This window comes from Bradyrhizobium sp. CCBAU 11361 (assembly GCF_028128935.1).
Classification (GTDB): Bacteria; Pseudomonadota; Alphaproteobacteria; order Rhizobiales; family Xanthobacteraceae; genus Bradyrhizobium; species Bradyrhizobium niftali.
Window position 1 is genome coordinate 1 of sequence record NZ_LBJZ01000172.1, and the last position, 17,889, is coordinate 17,889.

The 17,889-nt window shown below is 58.2% G+C and carries 17 protein-coding genes and 1 riboswitch; of the genes, 11 read left to right on the forward strand and 6 right to left on the reverse strand.

Features of this window, described 5'->3' with window-relative positions; genetic code table 11:
• Nucleotides 1–39: 39 nt before the first annotated feature.
• From XI08_RS18960 to XI08_RS18975, 4 genes are all read right to left on the reverse strand, one after another.
• Nucleotides 40–570 (reverse strand): reverse transcriptase domain-containing protein, encoded by a 531-nt coding sequence (locus tag XI08_RS18960; protein ID WP_442869840.1) that lies wholly within the window; start codon nt 568–570, stop codon nt 40–42.
• A 227-nt stretch (nt 571–797) separates the two neighbouring features.
• Entirely contained in the window at nt 798–1,601 is an 804-nt protein-coding gene (locus XI08_RS18965; protein WP_271553145.1) for an effector protein NopP, read from the reverse strand.
• A 522-nt stretch (nt 1,602–2,123) separates the two neighbouring features.
• On the reverse strand, nt 2,124–2,366 hold the full coding sequence (locus tag XI08_RS18970; RefSeq protein WP_271575553.1) for a hypothetical protein: 243 nt from the start codon (nt 2,364–2,366) through the stop codon (nt 2,124–2,126).
• A 182-nt stretch (nt 2,367–2,548) separates the two neighbouring features.
• On the reverse strand, nt 2,549–2,737 hold the full coding sequence (locus XI08_RS18975) for a hypothetical protein (RefSeq protein WP_245570233.1): 189 nt from the start codon (nt 2,735–2,737) through the stop codon (nt 2,549–2,551).
• Nucleotides 2,738–4,052: 1,315 nt separating this feature from the next.
• On the opposite strand from XI08_RS18975, the gene XI08_RS18980 reads away from it, so the two are divergent.
• The gene (locus XI08_RS18980) at nt 4,053–4,340 is read left to right on the forward strand and encodes a hypothetical protein (protein WP_143279399.1); all 288 of its coding nucleotides are present in this window, start codon (nt 4,053–4,055) and stop codon (nt 4,338–4,340) included.
• 382 nt (nt 4,341–4,722) lie between these two features.
• Here XI08_RS18980 and XI08_RS18985 read toward each other — a convergent pair whose 3' ends face one another.
• Nucleotides 4,723–4,950 (reverse strand): hypothetical protein, encoded by a 228-nt coding sequence (locus tag XI08_RS18985; protein WP_097669773.1) that lies wholly within the window; start codon nt 4,948–4,950, stop codon nt 4,723–4,725.
• Between the two features lie 296 nt (nt 4,951–5,246).
• Between XI08_RS18985 and XI08_RS18990 the strand changes: the two genes are divergently transcribed.
• From XI08_RS18990 to XI08_RS19035, 10 genes are all read left to right on the forward strand, one after another.
• Nucleotides 5,247–5,630 (forward strand): hypothetical protein, encoded by a 384-nt coding sequence (locus tag XI08_RS18990; RefSeq protein ID WP_161536435.1) that lies wholly within the window; start codon nt 5,247–5,249, stop codon nt 5,628–5,630.
• A gap of 185 nt (nt 5,631–5,815) precedes the next feature.
• Nucleotides 5,816–6,232, forward strand: a complete 417-nt coding sequence (locus XI08_RS18995; RefSeq protein ID WP_161536436.1) for a hypothetical protein — start codon at nt 5,816–5,818, stop codon at nt 6,230–6,232.
• A 146-nt stretch (nt 6,233–6,378) separates the two neighbouring features.
• On the forward strand, nt 6,379–6,639 hold the full coding sequence (locus tag XI08_RS19000) for a hypothetical protein (RefSeq protein ID WP_143279401.1): 261 nt from the start codon (nt 6,379–6,381) through the stop codon (nt 6,637–6,639).
• A gap of 104 nt (nt 6,640–6,743) precedes the next feature.
• Nucleotides 6,744–6,872, forward strand: a complete 129-nt coding sequence (locus tag XI08_RS19005; RefSeq protein ID WP_143279402.1) for a hypothetical protein — start codon at nt 6,744–6,746, stop codon at nt 6,870–6,872.
• A gap of 287 nt (nt 6,873–7,159) precedes the next feature.
• Nucleotides 7,160–8,152: a PAS domain S-box protein gene (locus XI08_RS19010; protein WP_271575554.1), complete on the forward strand. Its 993-nt coding sequence runs from the start codon at nt 7,160–7,162 to the stop codon at nt 8,150–8,152.
• 81 nt (nt 8,153–8,233) lie between these two features.
• The gene (locus XI08_RS19015) at nt 8,234–8,368 is read left to right on the forward strand and encodes a hypothetical protein (protein ID WP_271575579.1); all 135 of its coding nucleotides are present in this window, start codon (nt 8,234–8,236) and stop codon (nt 8,366–8,368) included.
• Nucleotides 8,365–8,970 (forward strand): response regulator FixJ, encoded by a 606-nt coding sequence (fixJ, locus tag XI08_RS19020; protein WP_271575555.1) that lies wholly within the window; start codon nt 8,365–8,367, stop codon nt 8,968–8,970. The genes XI08_RS19015 and fixJ overlap by 4 nt, the downstream gene beginning before the upstream one ends.
• Before the next feature lie 1,984 nt (nt 8,971–10,954).
• The gene (locus XI08_RS19025; RefSeq protein ID WP_245570234.1) at nt 10,955–11,077 is read left to right on the forward strand and encodes a hypothetical protein; all 123 of its coding nucleotides are present in this window, start codon (nt 10,955–10,957) and stop codon (nt 11,075–11,077) included.
• Nucleotides 11,078–11,231: 154 nt separating this feature from the next.
• Nucleotides 11,232–11,861: a hemerythrin domain-containing protein gene (locus tag XI08_RS19030; protein WP_271575556.1), complete on the forward strand. Its 630-nt coding sequence runs from the start codon at nt 11,232–11,234 to the stop codon at nt 11,859–11,861.
• Between the two features lie 1,374 nt (nt 11,862–13,235).
• On the forward strand, nt 13,236–13,523 hold the full coding sequence (locus tag XI08_RS19035; protein WP_245570230.1) for a hypothetical protein: 288 nt from the start codon (nt 13,236–13,238) through the stop codon (nt 13,521–13,523).
• 722 nt (nt 13,524–14,245) lie between these two features.
• Here XI08_RS19035 and metE read toward each other — a convergent pair.
• Nucleotides 14,246–16,591 carry a 5-methyltetrahydropteroyltriglutamate--homocysteine S-methyltransferase gene (gene metE / locus XI08_RS19040; protein WP_271575557.1) on the reverse strand — a complete coding sequence of 782 codons (2,346 nt, stop codon included), beginning with the start codon at nt 16,589–16,591 and terminating at the stop codon, nt 14,246–14,248.
• A gap of 101 nt (nt 16,592–16,692) precedes the next feature.
• A riboswitch (cobalamin riboswitch) is annotated at nt 16,693–16,895 on the reverse strand.
• Between the last annotated feature and the right edge of the window lie 994 nt (nt 16,896–17,889).

Consider the following 17,889-nt stretch of genomic DNA (forward strand, 5'->3'; position numbering starts at 1 on the left):
GACCAAACTCAATCAGGCGGGTCTTGGCCGGGTGGAGCGTCAGCTCGAACTCCTCCAGTCTCGCGCGCATCGCGTCAGGAAACGACGTGCGTCATCCTCGCGCTCAAAGCCGACTACTACATCGTCCGCGTAACGCACGATGATCATGCCGCCGGAGACCTCGCGCTGTCGCCAGCGTTTGGCCCACAGGTCGAGAGCGTAGTGCAGGTAGATGTTGCCGAGAAGCGGTGAAATCACCGAACCTTGACCCGTTCCCCTGTCATCAGCGGCTACGACGCCGTCTTCGAGAACACCCGCCTTCAGCCATTTCTGAATGAGGCGGATGATGCGCTTGTCGCCGATCCTATGTTCCAAGAAGCGAACCAGCCAAGGTTGACTGACTGCGCCAAAGAAGTTTTGGATGTCGGCGTCAATGATCCAGTTCACGTGCCGCGTCTCGATCGCTGTGCAGAGCGCGTCCAACGCATCATGTGGTCCTCTGCCGGGCCGAAACCCGTAGGAAAAGCCACAGAAGTCTCCTTCGTAGATGGCGTTGAGCACGATGACGGTGGCGCCCTGGACGATTTGCAATCCGCTCCTCCCGCCCGGGCGGGAGTCGAAAACTCCGGCTGGAAGCCGGAGTTTTCTTTGTGCTATTATAGGCACCAGCTCTCGTAAACCGCCGCCAGTACAGTGCACCTCACGGCTTGAGCCGAATTGGCTTGGGCTTCGTTCCGTCCAAGGCTCGATCGTAAGCCGCAGGTGTCGGTTGGTCTGCGCTCCTGCTCCACCTCAAATGGATTGGTAGAGATCTCACGTCACATGAAGTCTCCATCCGAGTCGGATTCTGATGAAGGTTCATCATCGCTCGACGCTTTGGAGAGATACATCGAAGAATTGGTTGCGCGCTGCCATTCACCATCCCTATATCTCCACTGGCTGGACTGGGTGGGATCAAGTACCATATCATCGGGATCCACATGAACGAAGCCCAGTTGTTCTGCACGGGCTCTCGCTTCGTCATTGGCAGGACGCCAGTTCACTAGCGGCCGTTCGCCGTCTTGCCGTAGTTGGTGCTCGAGCAGAATATCGCCGGCGTTACCGACGAGCGGATGTGCAACCTGAAAATCCACGATTGATGTGACATCAGTCCGTCCGGGAAACAGTTCTCGCCACCGCTGGCTGGTGAACTCAGTCGCCATAGGAAATCCGGCTTCCGTTCTTTGGAGGCCGACGCTCGTATTTCCTAGTTGGTAGCTGTAATATCGCGCGGCATCGGAATCCCTTCGGATCGCGAAACTTCTGGCGGTATCCGCGGTGCGATTAGCTCTTTCGGATACAAATTCTGAGTATTCCTGCGGATTGTTGGCGATACGATCGATTTCTTCACCATGAAAGCTCCTCACCCGCTCCCGGAATTCGGCCCGGTTGATCTCAATAACGGGAGGTCTTGAGTTGAGGTAATAACTCGGCTGCGAGGATGAGCTGGCACCCGAGTCCTGCAATCCCATTCTACGGAACGCGTCCGCAAAATCGTCGGCATTCCTGTGCTCCGGGGAGCTAGCGTAATGATACTCATCGTAGGATGGAACATGCGACGTATTGTTAACTCGATCGTCCATGACGACCACACTCCTATGGCGATTGCATTGTGTTTCAGGTCGTTAGACCGGACTCCGCAGATAAGCAGCTTAGCTGTCCGTAAGCTGACGCCGAGAAATTAACGGAAAACTAGGTGTTTGGCCCCGGCATTTCTGCAGCGGATTGAGTTTGAATCGTTCCGGCTTGGAAGTTCAATCCTGAATCCAAACAGATCCTAGTCCACGTCGAGCCGATTCCAGATAAGTGGCACGTGTGCCTCTGTGAGCGCGATCGTTCGGCTGGCAGCATCTCTCGGTTCTGCACGCCGCTTGGCGGAGAAAAAGTCTCACGGATCAATCATCGCCGCGGTGAGCGTGCCGTGGCTGACGGAGCGCAAGTACCTCGGTCATTCGGCTGTTGGCGGCTGGTCCCGCTGCATACGTTGAGGCGCCCGACCCGGACATCATCATGAGGCGCTACGCGACCTCGGAAAGAACCATGACCCCAGCTGGCATCAAAGGTTCAACTATAGACCGATCCGATGCCTGACTAACCATCATACCTCAGCCGCGCCGGCGCCGTGGCTCCATCGGCACGAGCGCTACCGTCGTGCCGTTGGCGAGATCAAAAGGAAAGCTTGACAACAAACCGCAATTAAAAGTTTTTCTTGAACAATCAACGGCGCCGAGCGCCCTGCGAGACAATTTCCAGCCGGGAAATCTTCGAGACAGGGCTGTGGCTAAGACGATGTCTTCACTCGCGTTCATAAATCGCAAGCGGTGTTCGCCGTCGAAACCGTCTTCCAAGAAACTTCATCAAAGATGAGGAGGCGCTGGAGCCCGTTCCGCGACATTGGGAGGCCATCCAGCACGTGCGTGAAAAACGTCTCAGCGCGGATCGGCCAAGCTGATGTGCGACAAAATTTCTATGGCCATAGAGGGCGGCCCGCGAGCCGCCCTACCGCGCCAGTAGCCAGCGCTGCTGAAAATTACCGCTGATGTCCGAGTCCGATTCCGAGATTTAAGGCCTTCTGGCGTAGCGCACCGACACTGCGTTTGGTCATTTTTGCTATTTTTATGACCGGGGTCCGAGCCTTCGAGTGGACTTTGAGCTCTTTGATATCTGCCTTCGTCCACTCGCGCCGCTTAACGCGATTCTTGGTTGCTTTTTTCACGATGAATGTTCCTTTTGAGAGGAGCGGCTTGTAACATAGTTTTTTCTGAGCGACACCGCAAAAAAGAGGCAATCATAGGAACTCGCGCCAGGATATAAGCTCGGTCATGTTTTCCGAAGACAAGGAGTCTGGACTAGTGCAGCTGTGGAATTGTAAACTTCGTACAGACGCCGTGTTGAGAGGCTTCTTGAATGCGGCCCCCAATCGACGCCTTTCTATTCGAAGCTGAGCACGTAAACGAACATGTTCTGGAATGAGCGAGCCAAGCGCGATGAACCTGAACAGCTCCAACTCGGGGCAATCGACTCAAGGAAAAGCTCCAATACTTATCCTGAGGAAGCCGCAGCGCCGTGCGGCCGCTTTTCAAAAGAAACCTTGCTCCTTAACCCTAATGAAGGGAGATACCCGTTGCCGTCGACGCGGTAAGCAAGGTTCTCGACGGCATCCTGCCCAGAGTGTTTCGAAGAATGGATCAGCGTAGATCGCCGCGTTGGCTACGCGTGTGACGAGGTCTCAACTGCCGCCTTCGACCTATTTGAGATCAAACTACGTCGGTGGTAACCGCGCTGTTGGACATCTTGGCGAATGAGATCGCTCACTGAGCGCACCGCCCGCTTCTTTCGCTTCCAATTGCCGTCCAATCCCGCGGGGATCGCAAAGCCTCGCGGAACGACCAAAAGATCGTGTCTTCCGTTCAAATAAATATCGAACATGCCGTCCCTCGTTTGACACGAGCGTAGATCGCCGGCTCATCCATTTGGTGACATCGAAGCAACAGTCGTTTAAAGACTCTACGCGAGTTTTTTCCGGATTTCGCCCGCACTTGAGCGTGCATACCGCAGAGCGCACCACGATATCGAGTGCACCAAAGGAACACAGAGCGGAGGCTCTGGCCCGCATTGGCGCCAACAGGCTGTAACAAGCGCCGCAGGGCCTAACCGGTGTCCATCAGTGACGCCGCTCTGGCGGGGCTGAGACGGCAGAATGTAGTCACCAAGGCGTCGGCCCCGATTCCGCGACCACCATCGCCGGTACGAAGCCCGTTGATGGGCGGCATCCTTCGGCTCGGGACGAAACGACCGTCGCCATCGCAGCAGCAATGAGCGCGAAACGCCATATCGCCGCGACCTGACGCGGCGCCTGTAAGCTCTCCAGAACCATCTTGAGCTTCTCGTCCTCGGACCAGCGCCGCCGTCGGCCTGTGTCCACTACTTCGAGCCGTTCGACTTGGGCACCGCGCCTATCACGGAGGGGTGGACACCCCCTCACAGCTTCCCTGGGCAAGGTGGCGGGTGCATGATTCGAAAAGGATGTTCCCATGTCAGGAGTTGGTACAATTGAATTGGATCTTGCGAAATACGTGTTTCAGGTACATGGCTCGGGTGTTTCAGCAGCCGTGATCTTCCGCAAGCAGCTGCGACGAGATAAGGTACTTAAGTTTTTTGCCACCCAGTCGGCCTCTACGGTTGCCATGGAAGCCTTGGCGAGCAGCCATCATTGGGGCGAGAGATCGCAAAATTGGGGCATCAGATTCGCCTCATTGCATTGGCCTTCTTTGAAAGCCGGCTTGCTCAGGAGTCAAGATTTTCGGCGAGGAACTGATTGAACGCGATCAATCGCGAAAGCGCAGCGGGAGGATATCTCACGACCGAACGCGCAGGGCCTTTTCGTTTGGGCAGTCTTTGAGCGGATTTGCATGGTTCTGCCTCTCGAGGTCGGCGGCGCAGCGGGTCTTGGCCTGAGGCAGGCCGCACACCCGCTGCAGATCGCGCAATACGTCTCCATGTGGCAGCAAGCGCATTCTCGAAAAAACCGGCAAGTCGAGGCGCTTGCTTAAGACTTCAGGAGAGTCCGGTTTTTGCGCCATGGTTCGAAAGGCGGATGTGGCAGATTGAGCTCACGTGCGATCGCATCGATGTCCTGATCACGCCTAGATTCACAGATTGACCCCACACTTCAAGTTGCAGGCTTCCCTGGCCAAAACCAAGCTACCCTCCCCATGCCGACGGCAATGCAGGCGGAGCGCGAAGCTCTATCACATCGGCGAAGACTGTCCAATCGCGGACACTCTTTTGCTTGCAGAAATCGGTCTCCGCCTGCTCTGCAGCAGCACTCAGCGAGGCGGCATCGACCTTGAACGCTGCCTGACAGGCACGATGTTCGTGGCCGGTATCGTCACGAACGGTCTTAATGAACCGAACGTTAAATGAAGGCATGACAGCCTCTTCCTGTGGGTTTACTCATCCACCATTCTGCCATTCGCGCCACAAGAGTATTTGATCTGCCTCAAGCAGCATCCCCAAGAGGTTGTCCGCTCCTCCGATCGAAATAAGGTCGAGACTTGGGTAACGCGGCGCGAGCGCTCCCGTCGGCCCGCAAACCCCGCAATAGCTCTCTGTGCAGCTTGGCGGACCGCACTCTGTTTTGAGCCGACGGACAGCGCCTTCTGGTCTGCTCATGCCCTCGACCGACAAAATTGAGTCGATGATCGAGGAACGTCTCGAAGAGACGATTGAGAACAGCATGCACCGTCACGCCCGAGATGCCGGCTATTGATCTCTATCGATCCCATACTCAACCGCTGGCAATATCGAACCTCGAGCCGCCGCGAACTTTGCACGCGATACTTGGTCTCACGAGGCATCGCCGCAAATACCGGGTCATTGGCCAATCACCGGGTAGAGCCATTTCTGACGCGCGCCGGCGGCCGGGGGCTATCGACGGCGAAACCTACGCGCACGTGATCATGGCCAATGAGGCGAACCGCCTCGATCTCGGTCCTGACGGTCCACCCTGCCGCCGCGACAGCAAAGCCGATGATCAGGCTTGTCACAGCCAGCGTTTCGATAAGCCCAAGGTTCAGGACTTCCGCGCGAAAGCCTATGGCTGGGATTAGCCCCGGCAAGGCTACCGACAATGCGAGGCGAGCGATCAAATTACCATCTGCTTGCCGGCTATCGCAGCATTGAGGACAAATGCTGTCGTGGCCCATCCGCGTGCGGTGCGCCTCAAATCAACCCTGCTACACGCTGGCGTGTCGCGGACCAACGCGACGCTCTGGCGGATCGCACGAGTTGTGACATGTCGCCTGCCAACGCGGGCCTGTCCGGCTCGCAGCGGCCGCTCGGGCTCGGCCATTCTGGACGCGCATCAGCTCTTTTTTTGACCTGTATCAATTACTGCGACGGCTGCCTACTGATACAAGTGATCTTCCAGTCCAAGGTCAGACACATGGCAGACAGAAAGACTTGGCGCCCCATCATCTTTTCATGTCCAGATACCGGCGACCTAGTTCAAGGACTGCTGCCGGACGCACCCGAACCGTGTGCCGATGACCTGCACCCGATAGCCTGCGTCGCTTGCGATGGCGCACTTCATCGACCTGCGGACCGGCGCGCGATGATCGGTGCCGAGCGCATCATCCGAATGGCGTCAAGCGATTTCCGGCATCTTCCCATTCTAGCTTGGGATGCCGCCCGCTCGCAAGGGCGCGGCTGAAGTCATCATAACCCAACGCCCCACGCTGACGCCGTGGGACAAGGAGATTCCTCACCAACGAAGGATGTTTCGACATGACGGACATTTGTCCCGCCGCGGGCCAAGTTGCGGGAGCGGCAGTCCAGTTTAACTTCTGCAGAACAGCGATGAATACCAACCGCCGAAGGCTCGAGCTGATCCAGATCGATTCGACCGAAGCCCGGGAGTTGTTTCGCAGCGCCAATCCTAATATTTCGGTCGGTGAGCGGATCAGGTCCCGGCACGATAGGTGCCACGGCGCCGCGGCCGATAAAACCCCGGTCACGGCTGACGCGATCGAGACCACGCGCCGCCTGGGCAATATTGGGCTGAGCCTGTTCGCACGGCGGCCAAGCGATCGCTTCCTTAGTGCCCAGAAGGTTGCCTGAATTTGTCAGCCCGCAGCGATGAACCCCGTTCAGGATCTAACGGCGACCTGACCTGGGAGCTACTCGAAACGGCGCCGCCCTTTGATCGAGATTTGGAGATTGCCGTGATCGAGGGTAACACCATTCACCGGGTGGTCTTTCCTTGCCGCCGGATCTTCGGCGGCTGGATCAAGGCCAAGACCGGAGAACACGTCACCGTGCAGCCGACGCACTGGCGCATCTGGCCGAGATAGCTGCGGCCATCCTGCACAATAGATTGGCGTGAGTTGAGACGCGGACTGCCTCCGGTGGCCTCTCGGGGGAAACAATGTAAAGTCGATCGAATGAGAGGGGCTGCGAGGAAACATGCCGGACCACATCTGGTACCGCTATGGCACTGCCGCGGCCGTCGCCGGGCTGGCTCTCGTACTGCGCCCAGCGCTAAATCGGTATCGTCCGGACCGCACGTTCACGACATCTACCTTCCAGTGGTCGTTTTTGCCGCTCTCGCCGCGGCCGCGGACGGACCAACTTCGCTACCGTGCCCTGCCTCATCATCAGCGTGGCCTTTCTTGCGAAAGGCCTCATCACCGATTCCGCAAACATGATCAATATCGCGGAATTCGCGGTACTTGGCCCCCTCCTTGGCTTCATGGGCAATCGGCTGCGGCGGGAATCAGAGCAGGCGCGGTATAGGCTAGCCCTTCTGCAGTTGATCCTGAACACCGTGCCGGAAGCCATGATCGTGATTGACGAGAAGGGCATCATTCGCTCGTTCAGCGCCGCGGCAGTGCGTTTATTTAGTTGCTCTCCGGACGAAGTCGTCGGAACGAATGTATCCAGGTTGCTGCCGGAGCCCTGCCGCGCCGAGCATGACCACCACATCGAACGTTATCTGAGCAATGGCGAGCGGCACATCATCGGCATCGGCCGCATCGTGGTCGGTGAACGGAGCGACAACTCGACCTTTCCGATGGAGCTTGCCGTCGGTGAGGCCAAAGTGCGCGGCGAACGGTTCTTCGGTTTCATCCCAAATCTCACCGAACGGCGAGCGCAGAAACGGCGCTTGCAAGAGCTGCATTCTGAACTCGTGCACGTGTCGCGGCTGACCGCCATGGGTGAGATGGCATCGTCTATTGCCCATGAGATCAACCGGCCGCTCTCCGCAATTACAAACTACATGCGCGGCACAAAGGCTCTGCTGGCGCCCGACAAGCCGGACGCCAATCGCATTGCTGGCGCACTCGAACACGGCGCCCAACTGGCTCTGCGCGCCAACGCTGTCATCAAGCGCCTGCGGGAATTCGTTGCCAAGGGCGAGACGGAGCACACGGCGGAGAATCCGCTCACGCTCCTTGAAGAGGCTGTGGCTTTGCCCCTAGTCGGCGCCAAAGTGCAAGCCGGGCGCGTGGCCATCCGCAGCGACCGCAATCTGCCATCAATGATTGTCGACAAGATCCAGATCCAGCAGGTCGCGCTGCACCTGATACGCAATGCAATCGAGCCATGGCTTCCTGCCCGCGCCGCGAATTGACCGTTGAACTTGCCAAGGTCGACAGGTTTGCCGTTGCTGATAAGGTTGTTCCAGCCCTTTGTCACGACCAAAGAGCATGGCATGGGTGTGCGGCTATCAATCTGCCGGACGATCATCGAGTCACATGGCGGCCACATTGTCCCGGAAGCGAATTCGGGCGGCGGCACGATCTTTCAGTTCACCGCGCCATTTGCGGAGCTTAGTGAAGAGACATGATTGGCCAGCGCATTCTTGTGATCGACGATGACGCGGCGATGCGGGAATCGCTCGCGTTTCTGCTTGATGTTAACGGTTTCTACGTAGCAACCTATGAGACGGCGACCGCCTTTCTCAATGACGTCGCGAGCGGTCCGGTTGACTGCATTGTGTCAGACATCCGCATGCCCGGTATGAGCGGTCTCGAACTGGTCCGCAAAGTGAAGGCCGATCGCGTCGACTGCCCCGTCGTCCTGATAACTGGTCATGGCGACGTATCGCTCGCAGTCGAAGCGATGAAAGCGGGTGCGGTCGACTTCATCGAGAAGCCGTTCGAGGAGGAGGTGCTATTGCGTGCGATCAATAGTGCTTTGGAAGCGCGGCCAACAAGGCAAGTCGATGACGCAGCGAAACTACAGGCGGAAGCCCGCCTCGCGAAACTCTCGTCGCGCGAGCGTGACGTCCTGCAGGGACTATTAGCCGGCAAGATTAACAAGGTGATCGCCCATGATCTCGGCATCAGTCCCCGGACAGTCGAGGTTTACCGTGCGAACCTCATGGCCAAGATCAATGTCCGCAGCATGTCCGAGTTGATGCGGATCGCCATTACCGCGGGACTCTAGCAGCAGCGCAAATGGCGCGAATGGCTGATTCCTGCATTCAAGCTGCGCAGTGCAGACGACGAACGGAGGGTTTTTCGGGCGCACGGCACCGAGCCGATCATGTTTTCGGTGACGGCTCCCGATGCAACACGGAGAACGGCATAGTTCGGCAATATATTGGTCCATCCTCCAACGGAGCTCCCGGTGCGGGCTGCAGTAAACAATTCGATTTCCTTCGCATATTGGGCACGGGTGCGCATTTTGACGCTATGGCGATCGGTTACGAGAGGACCATCATTCAGTGATTGCGCTAGGCTGGTCGGCAGTCACTTCGGTGTTCGAAATCAAACGGTCGCGTGCGTTGGAGCGGGCCGAAGCGGCACTTCGGGTCTTTGATCTGCGGGCACGGAACCGCCGGCATACCAGCGCACTGAGTGGGGTTCCGGCCGAGGCGCGCCGGATTATCTGCACGAGCGCGCGGGTCTACGACCTAGCCATCGTCACGCAACCTCAGAGGGGCTACGACAGCCACGATAACTCTATTCCCTTCGCCAGTCCGGCGACCCTGTTTTTTACCGGCCATACATCTTCCATGGCGCCTTTTCGATCAGACGAATCGGGATTTGCTCGGGCGGTAGGCGCCGTGCGGCCCGCGCGTTGCACGACCCGATGCCGCTGCTATGTAAAGCAGACGCCCTCACCATCGTCGCGACCGCCGCTCCGGACAAGGTCCCGCCGGAAAGTTCCACCGCCTGTCTGGGTTAGTACCTTGCAAAGCCAGGACTTACTGCAAAGGTCGTCTCACTCCCGACATCCCGGTCAGCGCAGCGCGCCCGCCTATCGCTTGCGGCGGACGAAAGCCTCGACCTGCTGGTGATGGGCGGATACGGCCGCTCTCGGCTCAAGAAAGGCTGCTCGGCGGTATCGCGGGAGATATGCTTCGTGCAATCTACCATCCCAGTCCTGATGTCACAATGAGGGCAAGAATTTCAGATACGGTCAAAACGCCGTCGCAATCGGCGCAATGGCGACGCCAGGCGCGCATCAGGAACAGGAGTGCCGTCTGTCCGGAGCCCTCACGGTTCGCCGGCGCTCCATCGACGAGGTGCGGCCGAGCCCACCGGTGATGCCCCGAGCTTAGCTTCAAGCCAGGCCAGTCACGATTTCCTCCGGCTTCAAAAACGCGGGAGAGTCGGCAAGGCCGGCCGTTGCGCCAGGTCAATATGTCACGCGAGCCAAGCACTATGATCCGGGTGGGTCCCAACTCGGTCCACATGCGCAAGTATTGCATGATCATCAAGCACGTCGACCACGTCGGCCTGCGTACATCGATCAGGATGCTGTCAATATCCGCATCGTCACCTCCGCGGCCGACCGATGCTGACGAGCATCAGAGTCAAGGCGAGCGAACAAGACTTCCTGCGGCGAGCCGAAAGTGGCGGTGGACGCCCGCGTTCGACTTGGCTGGCGCTCTTTACGGGTGCGGCCGTGCGCTTCCGACTGTTCCCATGGTCGCGGCCGACGAAGCCAGCATGCAGCTTCCTAATCCGATTTGAGCATGTTTGAGCAACCAAGGGACCGCGCCGCGGCGCCCATACGAGATGCCCTCCTCACGGGACTTACGTGTAAATACTTAGGGGCTTCTACCTAGGGAAAACATCCAAATTTCCCAGTTTGTCAAGAGCAGTCAATCTGCATCCCATCGCCGCGAGGCCGGAGCAAGCCATATCTCTTCGGCCGGATCGATTTTTGAGGCACAGCTGCTGATGGTGAAGCGTACCGCCCTCATTGTTCGCGCCACTCATGAGAGGGAGCTAAGATGGGAGCTGTGGGACGCGATGGCGCTTGAGCTCCGCCGCTTTCACGAACATATGATGCTCCTGATCAGCAGCGCTGAAGACCGGATCGTCGCCTTCCTGCTCGATATGTCTCGCCGCGCTATGAAGAACGCTGCCATCGAACTGCCCAGTCACGGCAGGAGGTCGTCGATTATCTTGACTTCACGATCGAACCGGTGTCGCGCACCTTTACCCAACTTGAGCAGAATGGCGTTATCGCCCTGCCGACATCACGCCGACTGGAGCTTCGTACAGATTGCCCAGGAGCTTTGTGCAAAAACCTAGGTTAAGTTGATTTATGCCAGCTCGAATTGAAGCGCGCTACGTTTTTGCGTCGAACAGCGCTGACAAATTGCAGCGCAGAAGGACACCGAATTCGGCTTAGGCGATCTGGCAAATGGCAGAAACGCGTCCAGCCTACATTGTTCCTCTAGGAGTATGGCAATGATCATCGATCTTTTGGTTCGAGAGCATCGCAATATTGATCTGCTTCTGGTCGCTCTTCAACGCGAATTGGAGATTTTTGAGAAAGGGATCCGTCCCGACTATGAGGTCATTCGCGCGATTATCAGCTATTTCGAGGTTTACCCGGAGGTGTACCATCATCCACAGGAAGACTTGATTTTTTCCAAGCTCAAGGTTCGCGATCCGGATGCGGCTGCAATCGTCGGCGATCTCGCGCTTGAACACCAGGAAGTCGTCGACCGTTTGCATCACTTCGCTCAAGCTATTGATGCCATCCTCGCGGATCGTGAAGTCCTTCGGCAAAACGTCGGCAATATCGTACGCGACTTTATAGTACGCGAGCGGCACCACATGATGTGGGAAGAACGAGATTTCTTTCCCGCCGCCCTGAAGGCTCTCTCGGCTCAGGATTGGACCGAAATCGCCTCCGCCCTCACCGATGAGGGAGATCCGCTATTCAGCGAGACAGCGACAGCGACTTCCGATGCACTAAGAGCGCATATTTTGCAATTGGAGCAAGAAGCTGAGTCCGAACGGAGCTCGGTCGCGTTGTCGTCCGCCAAGGCCGGCAACCCGCGACACGGCGCCGAGACGGATGGGGCGTATTGACCGCTGCCGTTTCACAGCAGGAAGTGGACCTCATGCTTGGGGGTGCTCACCGGCGCGCAGGCTGCCGTACTGCGAATATGGCTTCGGCGCAATAATCGCTTCCTCGACCACCGGTGCAAACGGCATGGCCGAACTTCCTGAGGTTTTGTTCCGGCACGTTCCACACTGGGACCGTTGCAGGTTCGGCATGCGCAGTAATATCGCACTAAACGGACGCCTCTCATTTCCGCCGACCGATAAGGACGGACGATTGCGGCCTCGGGGGCGGCGAAACACTCCCATTCCTTCCCCGCCCGGCATGCTCTGAATCATCCTGGTTCGGCTCACTGGACGCCAACTGCCACGTCCCGGTACGTTCAGCACGAACAGCAAGGCGTTGGATGTCGATCGCCTCGCCCAGTTCTAGCGGGATTGGATCACAACGAGCTGTGGGGCTCCGCATCGTAAGGATGCTCATTCCTGGCGTGTGACCGCTTCATCGGAATCCAAGATACGATGTATGCCGCGTGCAGCATGCCCTACCAATTGCGCTGTGGAGTGGCCATAGCCATCAGCAAGACAGATATTTTGAGGCAGCGCAAAGCTTCTCCGGGCGTGTCCGATAATCGGACCCAGAAAGCAAGAAAGGCATCCGAATGCGACCGGACCTGGCACAATCCTAAGGGCAGCATCGCCTACCGCGCTACACCAGCTATCTGACGTCCCCGCATTTCTCAGCGTCAGTTCGCTAATTGGACCATCAAGCGTGGCTCAAGTCCTTGGGCGGGCGGCAATCCGCCTCGATCTACGTGCACCTGCATTTGGTCGAAGCATGTGCTGATACAGCGGCTGCCAGACGTCAGTCACGAAACGCGGCGAGCCGATCGCGACTATGCCTTCGGTCGATCGGTCACGCCGCGCCCGCGTCGGCCGGATCAATTTCGACCTGCTCTATGGCCTGTCCCGGCAGACAGTAAGCCTATATGCCTGGACAGCCAAATGCCTCGAGTTGCATCGGACCGGTTTGCCGCCTTTGGTACGCGCACATTCCTCCATTCAAAAAGCACCAACGCAAGATCGACGAATTCACTCTGCCGGACAGTGTCGAGCGCTACCCCCATTCGAAACGATCGCGGAAGCTTTAGTTGATGCTGGATACGTACGCATCGGCATCGATCACTTTGCTCTGCCGCACGAAAGTCTTGCCCGGGCGAGGCAGAAAGGCAGGCTGAAGAGCAACTTCCAGGGCTATACTGACCATTGCGCGGACGCCCTCATTGGTCTCGGCGCGGGCGCCATCGGGCGCATGCAACAAGGGTTCGCGCGAACGCTGTCTCGGCAAAGGACTACCTTGCTCTCATCACCGAGGATCGGCTCGCCACCGCAAAGGGCTATTTGCTGACGGATGAGGATCGCTTTCGCGCCGAGATCATCGAGCAAATCATGTGCGACATGGCAGTCGATCTCTCAGAGACATCCCGTCGTCACGGTCTGGATCCGAAGTTCGCCGTCGTCGATCGTTCTCGAATAGACAGCCTTATTGCAGATGGGGTCGTGCTGATTGACGATGCCCGGCTTTCCGTAGCTGATGGCGCAGAGTTCCGGTTCCTGGTCCGCAGCGTCGCATCGTCGTTCGACGCTCATCTTCCTCGGTGCGGGGCTACACACAGTCCGGCGGTCTAAACCGGCTGCGCCGAGCCGAGTCGTGTCGGGTTCGAGATCGCCATCACTTAACTGGCCTATTTTTGGCGCAGGACCACACTCACTTCTGAGTAGCACCCTATTGGCACCCGCCACCTTCAAGTTCGTGACGTTCTCTAACTCGTCCGCTCATAGAGCTCAAACACAGGCCCAAGCCGAAACTGACTATCGGTGGAACCGGTCGACCGACGACTGCCTTAATCAGGGTCCCAATCAACAGTAGCCGCTCATGCATTCGTACGTTTGCGAGATCCTTGGAGCCCGGTTTTTCGTATCGCCGCGGTGATCAAGCATATCGTTTCCAGCCAGCAGCGCTCCAATTTGCGGGTGGCCCCCGCGGCGACCGCCGGCATCACTGCCCCTCGTTGCCGACGTGCTCATGAGCTACAAACCTTCGTGTAGACTTCTAAAACTCAGGCTATACGGTCGCATACCACAGCATAATTGAGCTTACGCTGAGCTTGTGCTTTAACTGGGCTCAGATTTTCGGCGAATGTCCTCGCCGTGATCGAACCGTCGGCTGTCCTCCCTCCGCCGATGGAAGTCGGCGCGATGCGCCAGCGGTCGTTCCTCCCAGACTTTCCTTCCGCCCGGCCCGCCAAGGCCGGGCATTTTTTTGCGTTCCCAAGGCTCCCTCGAGATTATCGAGAGCGCAAATGACCACAAGCGGATCAGCTTTGTCGAGAAAAGGCCCAGGCCCGCGATCAACGGCCTAGCGGATCGGATGCAGCGCGCAATTCGCGGGCGGCAGCGACCATGTTCGCTAGCGCCGGCCGAACCTCCTCCCATTTGCGCGTCTTCAGGCCGCAGTCCGGATTGACCCAGAGCTGCGAATCCCGCAGCCGTGCCCGAGCCAATGCCATCAGCTCCTTCATTTCGCCCGTCTCGGGAACACGTTGAGAGTGGATGTCGTACACGCCTGGCCCGATCTGATTTGGATATTCGTAGTTCCTGAACGCGTCGAGTAGTTCCATTTTCGAGCGCGACGTCTCGATCGAGATGACATCCGCGTCCATTGCAGCGATCGCACCCATGATGTCGTTGAACTCCGAGTAGCACATATGCGTATGAATTTGCGTTTGATCGGCGACGCCAGATGAGCAGATGCGGAAGCAATCCACGGCCCAGTCGAGATAAGCCGTCCACTCCGATCGACGCAACGGCAATCCTTCGCGGAGTGCAGCTTCGTCGATCTGGATCATGGTCGCACCAGCGTTCTCGAGATCGCGGACTTCGTCTCGGATCGCGAGCGCAATCTGGCGGCAGATCTCGCTTCTGGGAATATCATCGCGAACAAAGGACCAGTTCAAGATCGTCACCGGTCCGGTCAACATCGCCTTCATCGGCTTCCTGGTTAGTGATTGCGCGTAGCGCCACCACTCCACGGTGATCGGCTTCGACCGCAAGACATCGCCAAACAGGATCGGTGGCCTGACGCAGCGCGAGCCGTAGGATTGCACCCATCCGTTCGTGGTAAATGCGAAGCCGGCGAGGTGCTCGCCGAAGTACTGCACCATGTCATTGCGCTCAAATTCGCCGTGCACGAGGACGTCAAGACCGATATCCTCCTGCCAACGTACGGCGCGCGCAGTCTCCTCCTTGAGGAACCGGTCGTATTGCTCGTCGCTCATCGCGCCTCGTGCATGCGCTGCACGGGCATTCCGGACCTCTGTGCTCTGCGGAAACGATCCGATCGTCGTGGTAGGGAAAGCCGGTAGTCCGAAACGATTGCTTTGGATCTCGGCACGACGGGCAAATGGGCTGGCGCGCCGGCGCATGGTCTGGTCGATCGCTCTCATCCGGACAGCGACATTGGCATCACGGATTTTCGGGGAAGTCCGGCGGACAGTCGCGGCACATTCCGACTCGGCAAGAGCTAGCGCAGCATTCTGATCGCCTGCGAGTGCCCGCGCCAGGGTTGCAAGCTCATGCATCTTCTGAACCGAAAAAGCAAGCCAACGCTTGACGTCGGAAGCGAGTCCGGTCTCGAGTTCAACATCGACCGGCACATGAAGCAGCGAACAGGATGGGGCGATCTGTACACGATCCTTGCCAAGCTTCGCAATCGCGGGTTCCAGCCGCTGGCGGAGCGACGACAAATTCGACCGCCATACATTCCGGCCGTCGATGACACCGAGAGACATGACAAGATCACTTCGGCCGCCAGCGATGATCTGATCCAATAACTCTGGCGCTCGAACCAGATCGAGGTGCAGTCCGGCAACTGGAAGGCTCAAGGCGGTGTCCAGATTGTCGCCTAGGTCGCCGAAATAGCTGGCAACCATGATCTTGATGGCCGGCCCCTCCTTCGCGAGCCGGTTATAAGCATGTAGCAAGGATTTTCGCGCCACCTCGCCCAGATCAAGAACGAGGCAGGGCTCGTCGAACTGAACCCACTTTGCCCCGCGTTTGGCCAATTCCTGCAGGACCTCGATATAGACCGGTATCAGATCGTCCAGTAGCGAGAGTGGCTGGAACGCAGGATCGGCACTCTTGCCGAGCTTTAGGAATGTGACCGGCCCGATCAGGACAGGGCGGGTCTGGAAGCCAAGGGCCTTAGCTTCCTCATACTCCTCGATCGGCTTGCGAGAGCACAGTCTGAAAGTCTGTCCCCCGTGAAACTCGGGGACCATGTAGTGGTAGTTGGTGTCGAACCACTTGGTCATCTCCTGCGCGGGTGCGCCAAATCCGCGCGGTCCGTGACCGCAACTCGCATCCTGGTCGTCGCATTGTGAACCGCGGGCCATGGCGAAGTACGTCTTGAGCGAAACGGACTCGGCTTTCGAGGCGTAGATGCCCGGGATGGCGCCAACCATGACACTTGTGTCGAGCACCTGGTCATACAGCGAGAAATCGTTCGATGGAATCACCGTGACGCCGATAGAATTCTGACGAGCCCAGTTCGCGGCACGCAGGCCAGCTGCGTCCTCGAGCAACTGCTGTTCGCTGCTTTTTCCGGCCCAATAGCTTTCGAGAGCGCGTTTGAGCTCGCGCCTTGGACCCATGCGTGGCGTTCCGAGCGTGGCAACCGGAAGGGAGAGAAGAGACATAGCGTTAACCCCATGTTGGGGGCAAAGGCCATGGCGGACGCAGGCAGGGGAAGTCGCGCGTGCGACGGCTGCTTAGCGCACCACCGGGACACCCCGCCCGCGGACGAATAGATGTCGGGGCAGGTCTCCTGGCTCGCGGGTCATCGCTGCTGTCCGGCCTTCCCGAAGCCGCGCAGGCTTCAGTGACATCGTTGGACAGCGGCTCGCCGCTCACAGTTGCGGGGGCAGCGCCGGCATTTTCACCGGCTTCCCTCTTAGCTCCGGATCAAATGCAAACCGGAGAACCTCGACGAGTTGGATTATCGGCAAGAGAACTCTTCCGTCAACCTCTCAGATTATATCTCAAGCTAACGCTGCGACATCTGCTACGGGAATGACGTGCATCTCTTTCGTTGACCACGATGTAGAAGCGCTCTCCAATCAGCGATGTCGGAATGACCATCGGAGCTGCGTGCGCGTGGGGCCGCACGCCAGATCGGTGGAAGGGGCAAATGCGGCTTGCGCGGTCGGGACTGCTGCCTCGAGCAGAACGCATTTGATGCGAGTCCCGGCTTCCCAGCGGTTCATCGAGCACGTCCGCCATCCAACCGCCTTCTCGACCAACAGGATCCGTATTGAATAGGCCTAAGACACCTGGCGAAAGTCAGCAACATACCGGCGAGCATGTTGATTTGCGGTGCGAGCCAGACTCCAAATGCTCGGCGTAAAGATCGGCTTGGCGTCGTTGGCCATCGAGTGCAATCCGCAGCTGACTGAGGCTGCTCTCGACTTCCGGAGGCGCCGCATATCGCGAAAGGAGCGCCAAACGCGCCGCGGCCCCGTGGCCACAAGCGCCCAAAGGCATGGCAGAGATCGAAAGCCCACATTCCTGCAACCGAACCAAACGGTTCAATGGCGGCAAACGTGCTCCGAATTCTCATCAGGAACTTGGCACCGAAGCGTTCCCCTGCGCCGTCGAATATCCGGTGCGGGACGAGGATGGGTAAGCCGCGATGGATAGGCTGAATGGAACGATCGAAACGTGTGCAAGTCGGAAAGTCGACAAAGAAGACACAAAACCGGTAAGAATTTCCGTCTGTTACCTGGCACGAAGAATGCAAGTCATCGGCATGCCCAGGCCCTCCTGCTGGGCATGTCCAGCACAGCAAATCCGGGCTGTCGCTGGCGACTGAAGTTAGCGGCGCGTGACATAGAGGGGAGCGCCTGCTCGCGCGGGACACCATCGGTCGCCCCGTCGCGTCGACGCTAACTTATTGCGCTCGCGCATAACAGGTTGAAGGTTGCCCGCCTTGAAGACG

Coding starts and splice junctions, on each gene's coding strand:
- metE (WP_271575557.1), bottom strand. CDS start 16,591: ATGTCTCTTCTCTCCCTTCCGGTTGCCACGCTCGGAACGCCACGCATG.
- XI08_RS19030 (WP_271575556.1), top strand. CDS start 11,232: ATGATCATCGATCTTTTGGTTCGAGAGCATCGCAATATTGATCTGCTT.
- XI08_RS18985 (WP_097669773.1), bottom strand. CDS start 4,950: ATGCCTTCATTTAACGTTCGGTTCATTAAGACCGTTCGTGACGATACC.
- XI08_RS18965 (WP_271553145.1), bottom strand. CDS start 1,601: ATGGACGATCGAGTTAACAATACGTCGCATGTTCCATCCTACGATGAG.
- XI08_RS18980 (WP_143279399.1), top strand. CDS start 4,053: ATGTCAGGAGTTGGTACAATTGAATTGGATCTTGCGAAATACGTGTTT.
- XI08_RS18995 (WP_161536436.1), top strand. CDS start 5,816: ATGTCGCCTGCCAACGCGGGCCTGTCCGGCTCGCAGCGGCCGCTCGGG.
- XI08_RS19015 (WP_271575579.1), top strand. CDS start 8,234: ATGGGTGTGCGGCTATCAATCTGCCGGACGATCATCGAGTCACATGGC.
- XI08_RS19000 (WP_143279401.1), top strand. CDS start 6,379: ATGAATACCAACCGCCGAAGGCTCGAGCTGATCCAGATCGATTCGACC.
- fixJ (WP_271575555.1), top strand. CDS start 8,365: ATGATTGGCCAGCGCATTCTTGTGATCGACGATGACGCGGCGATGCGG.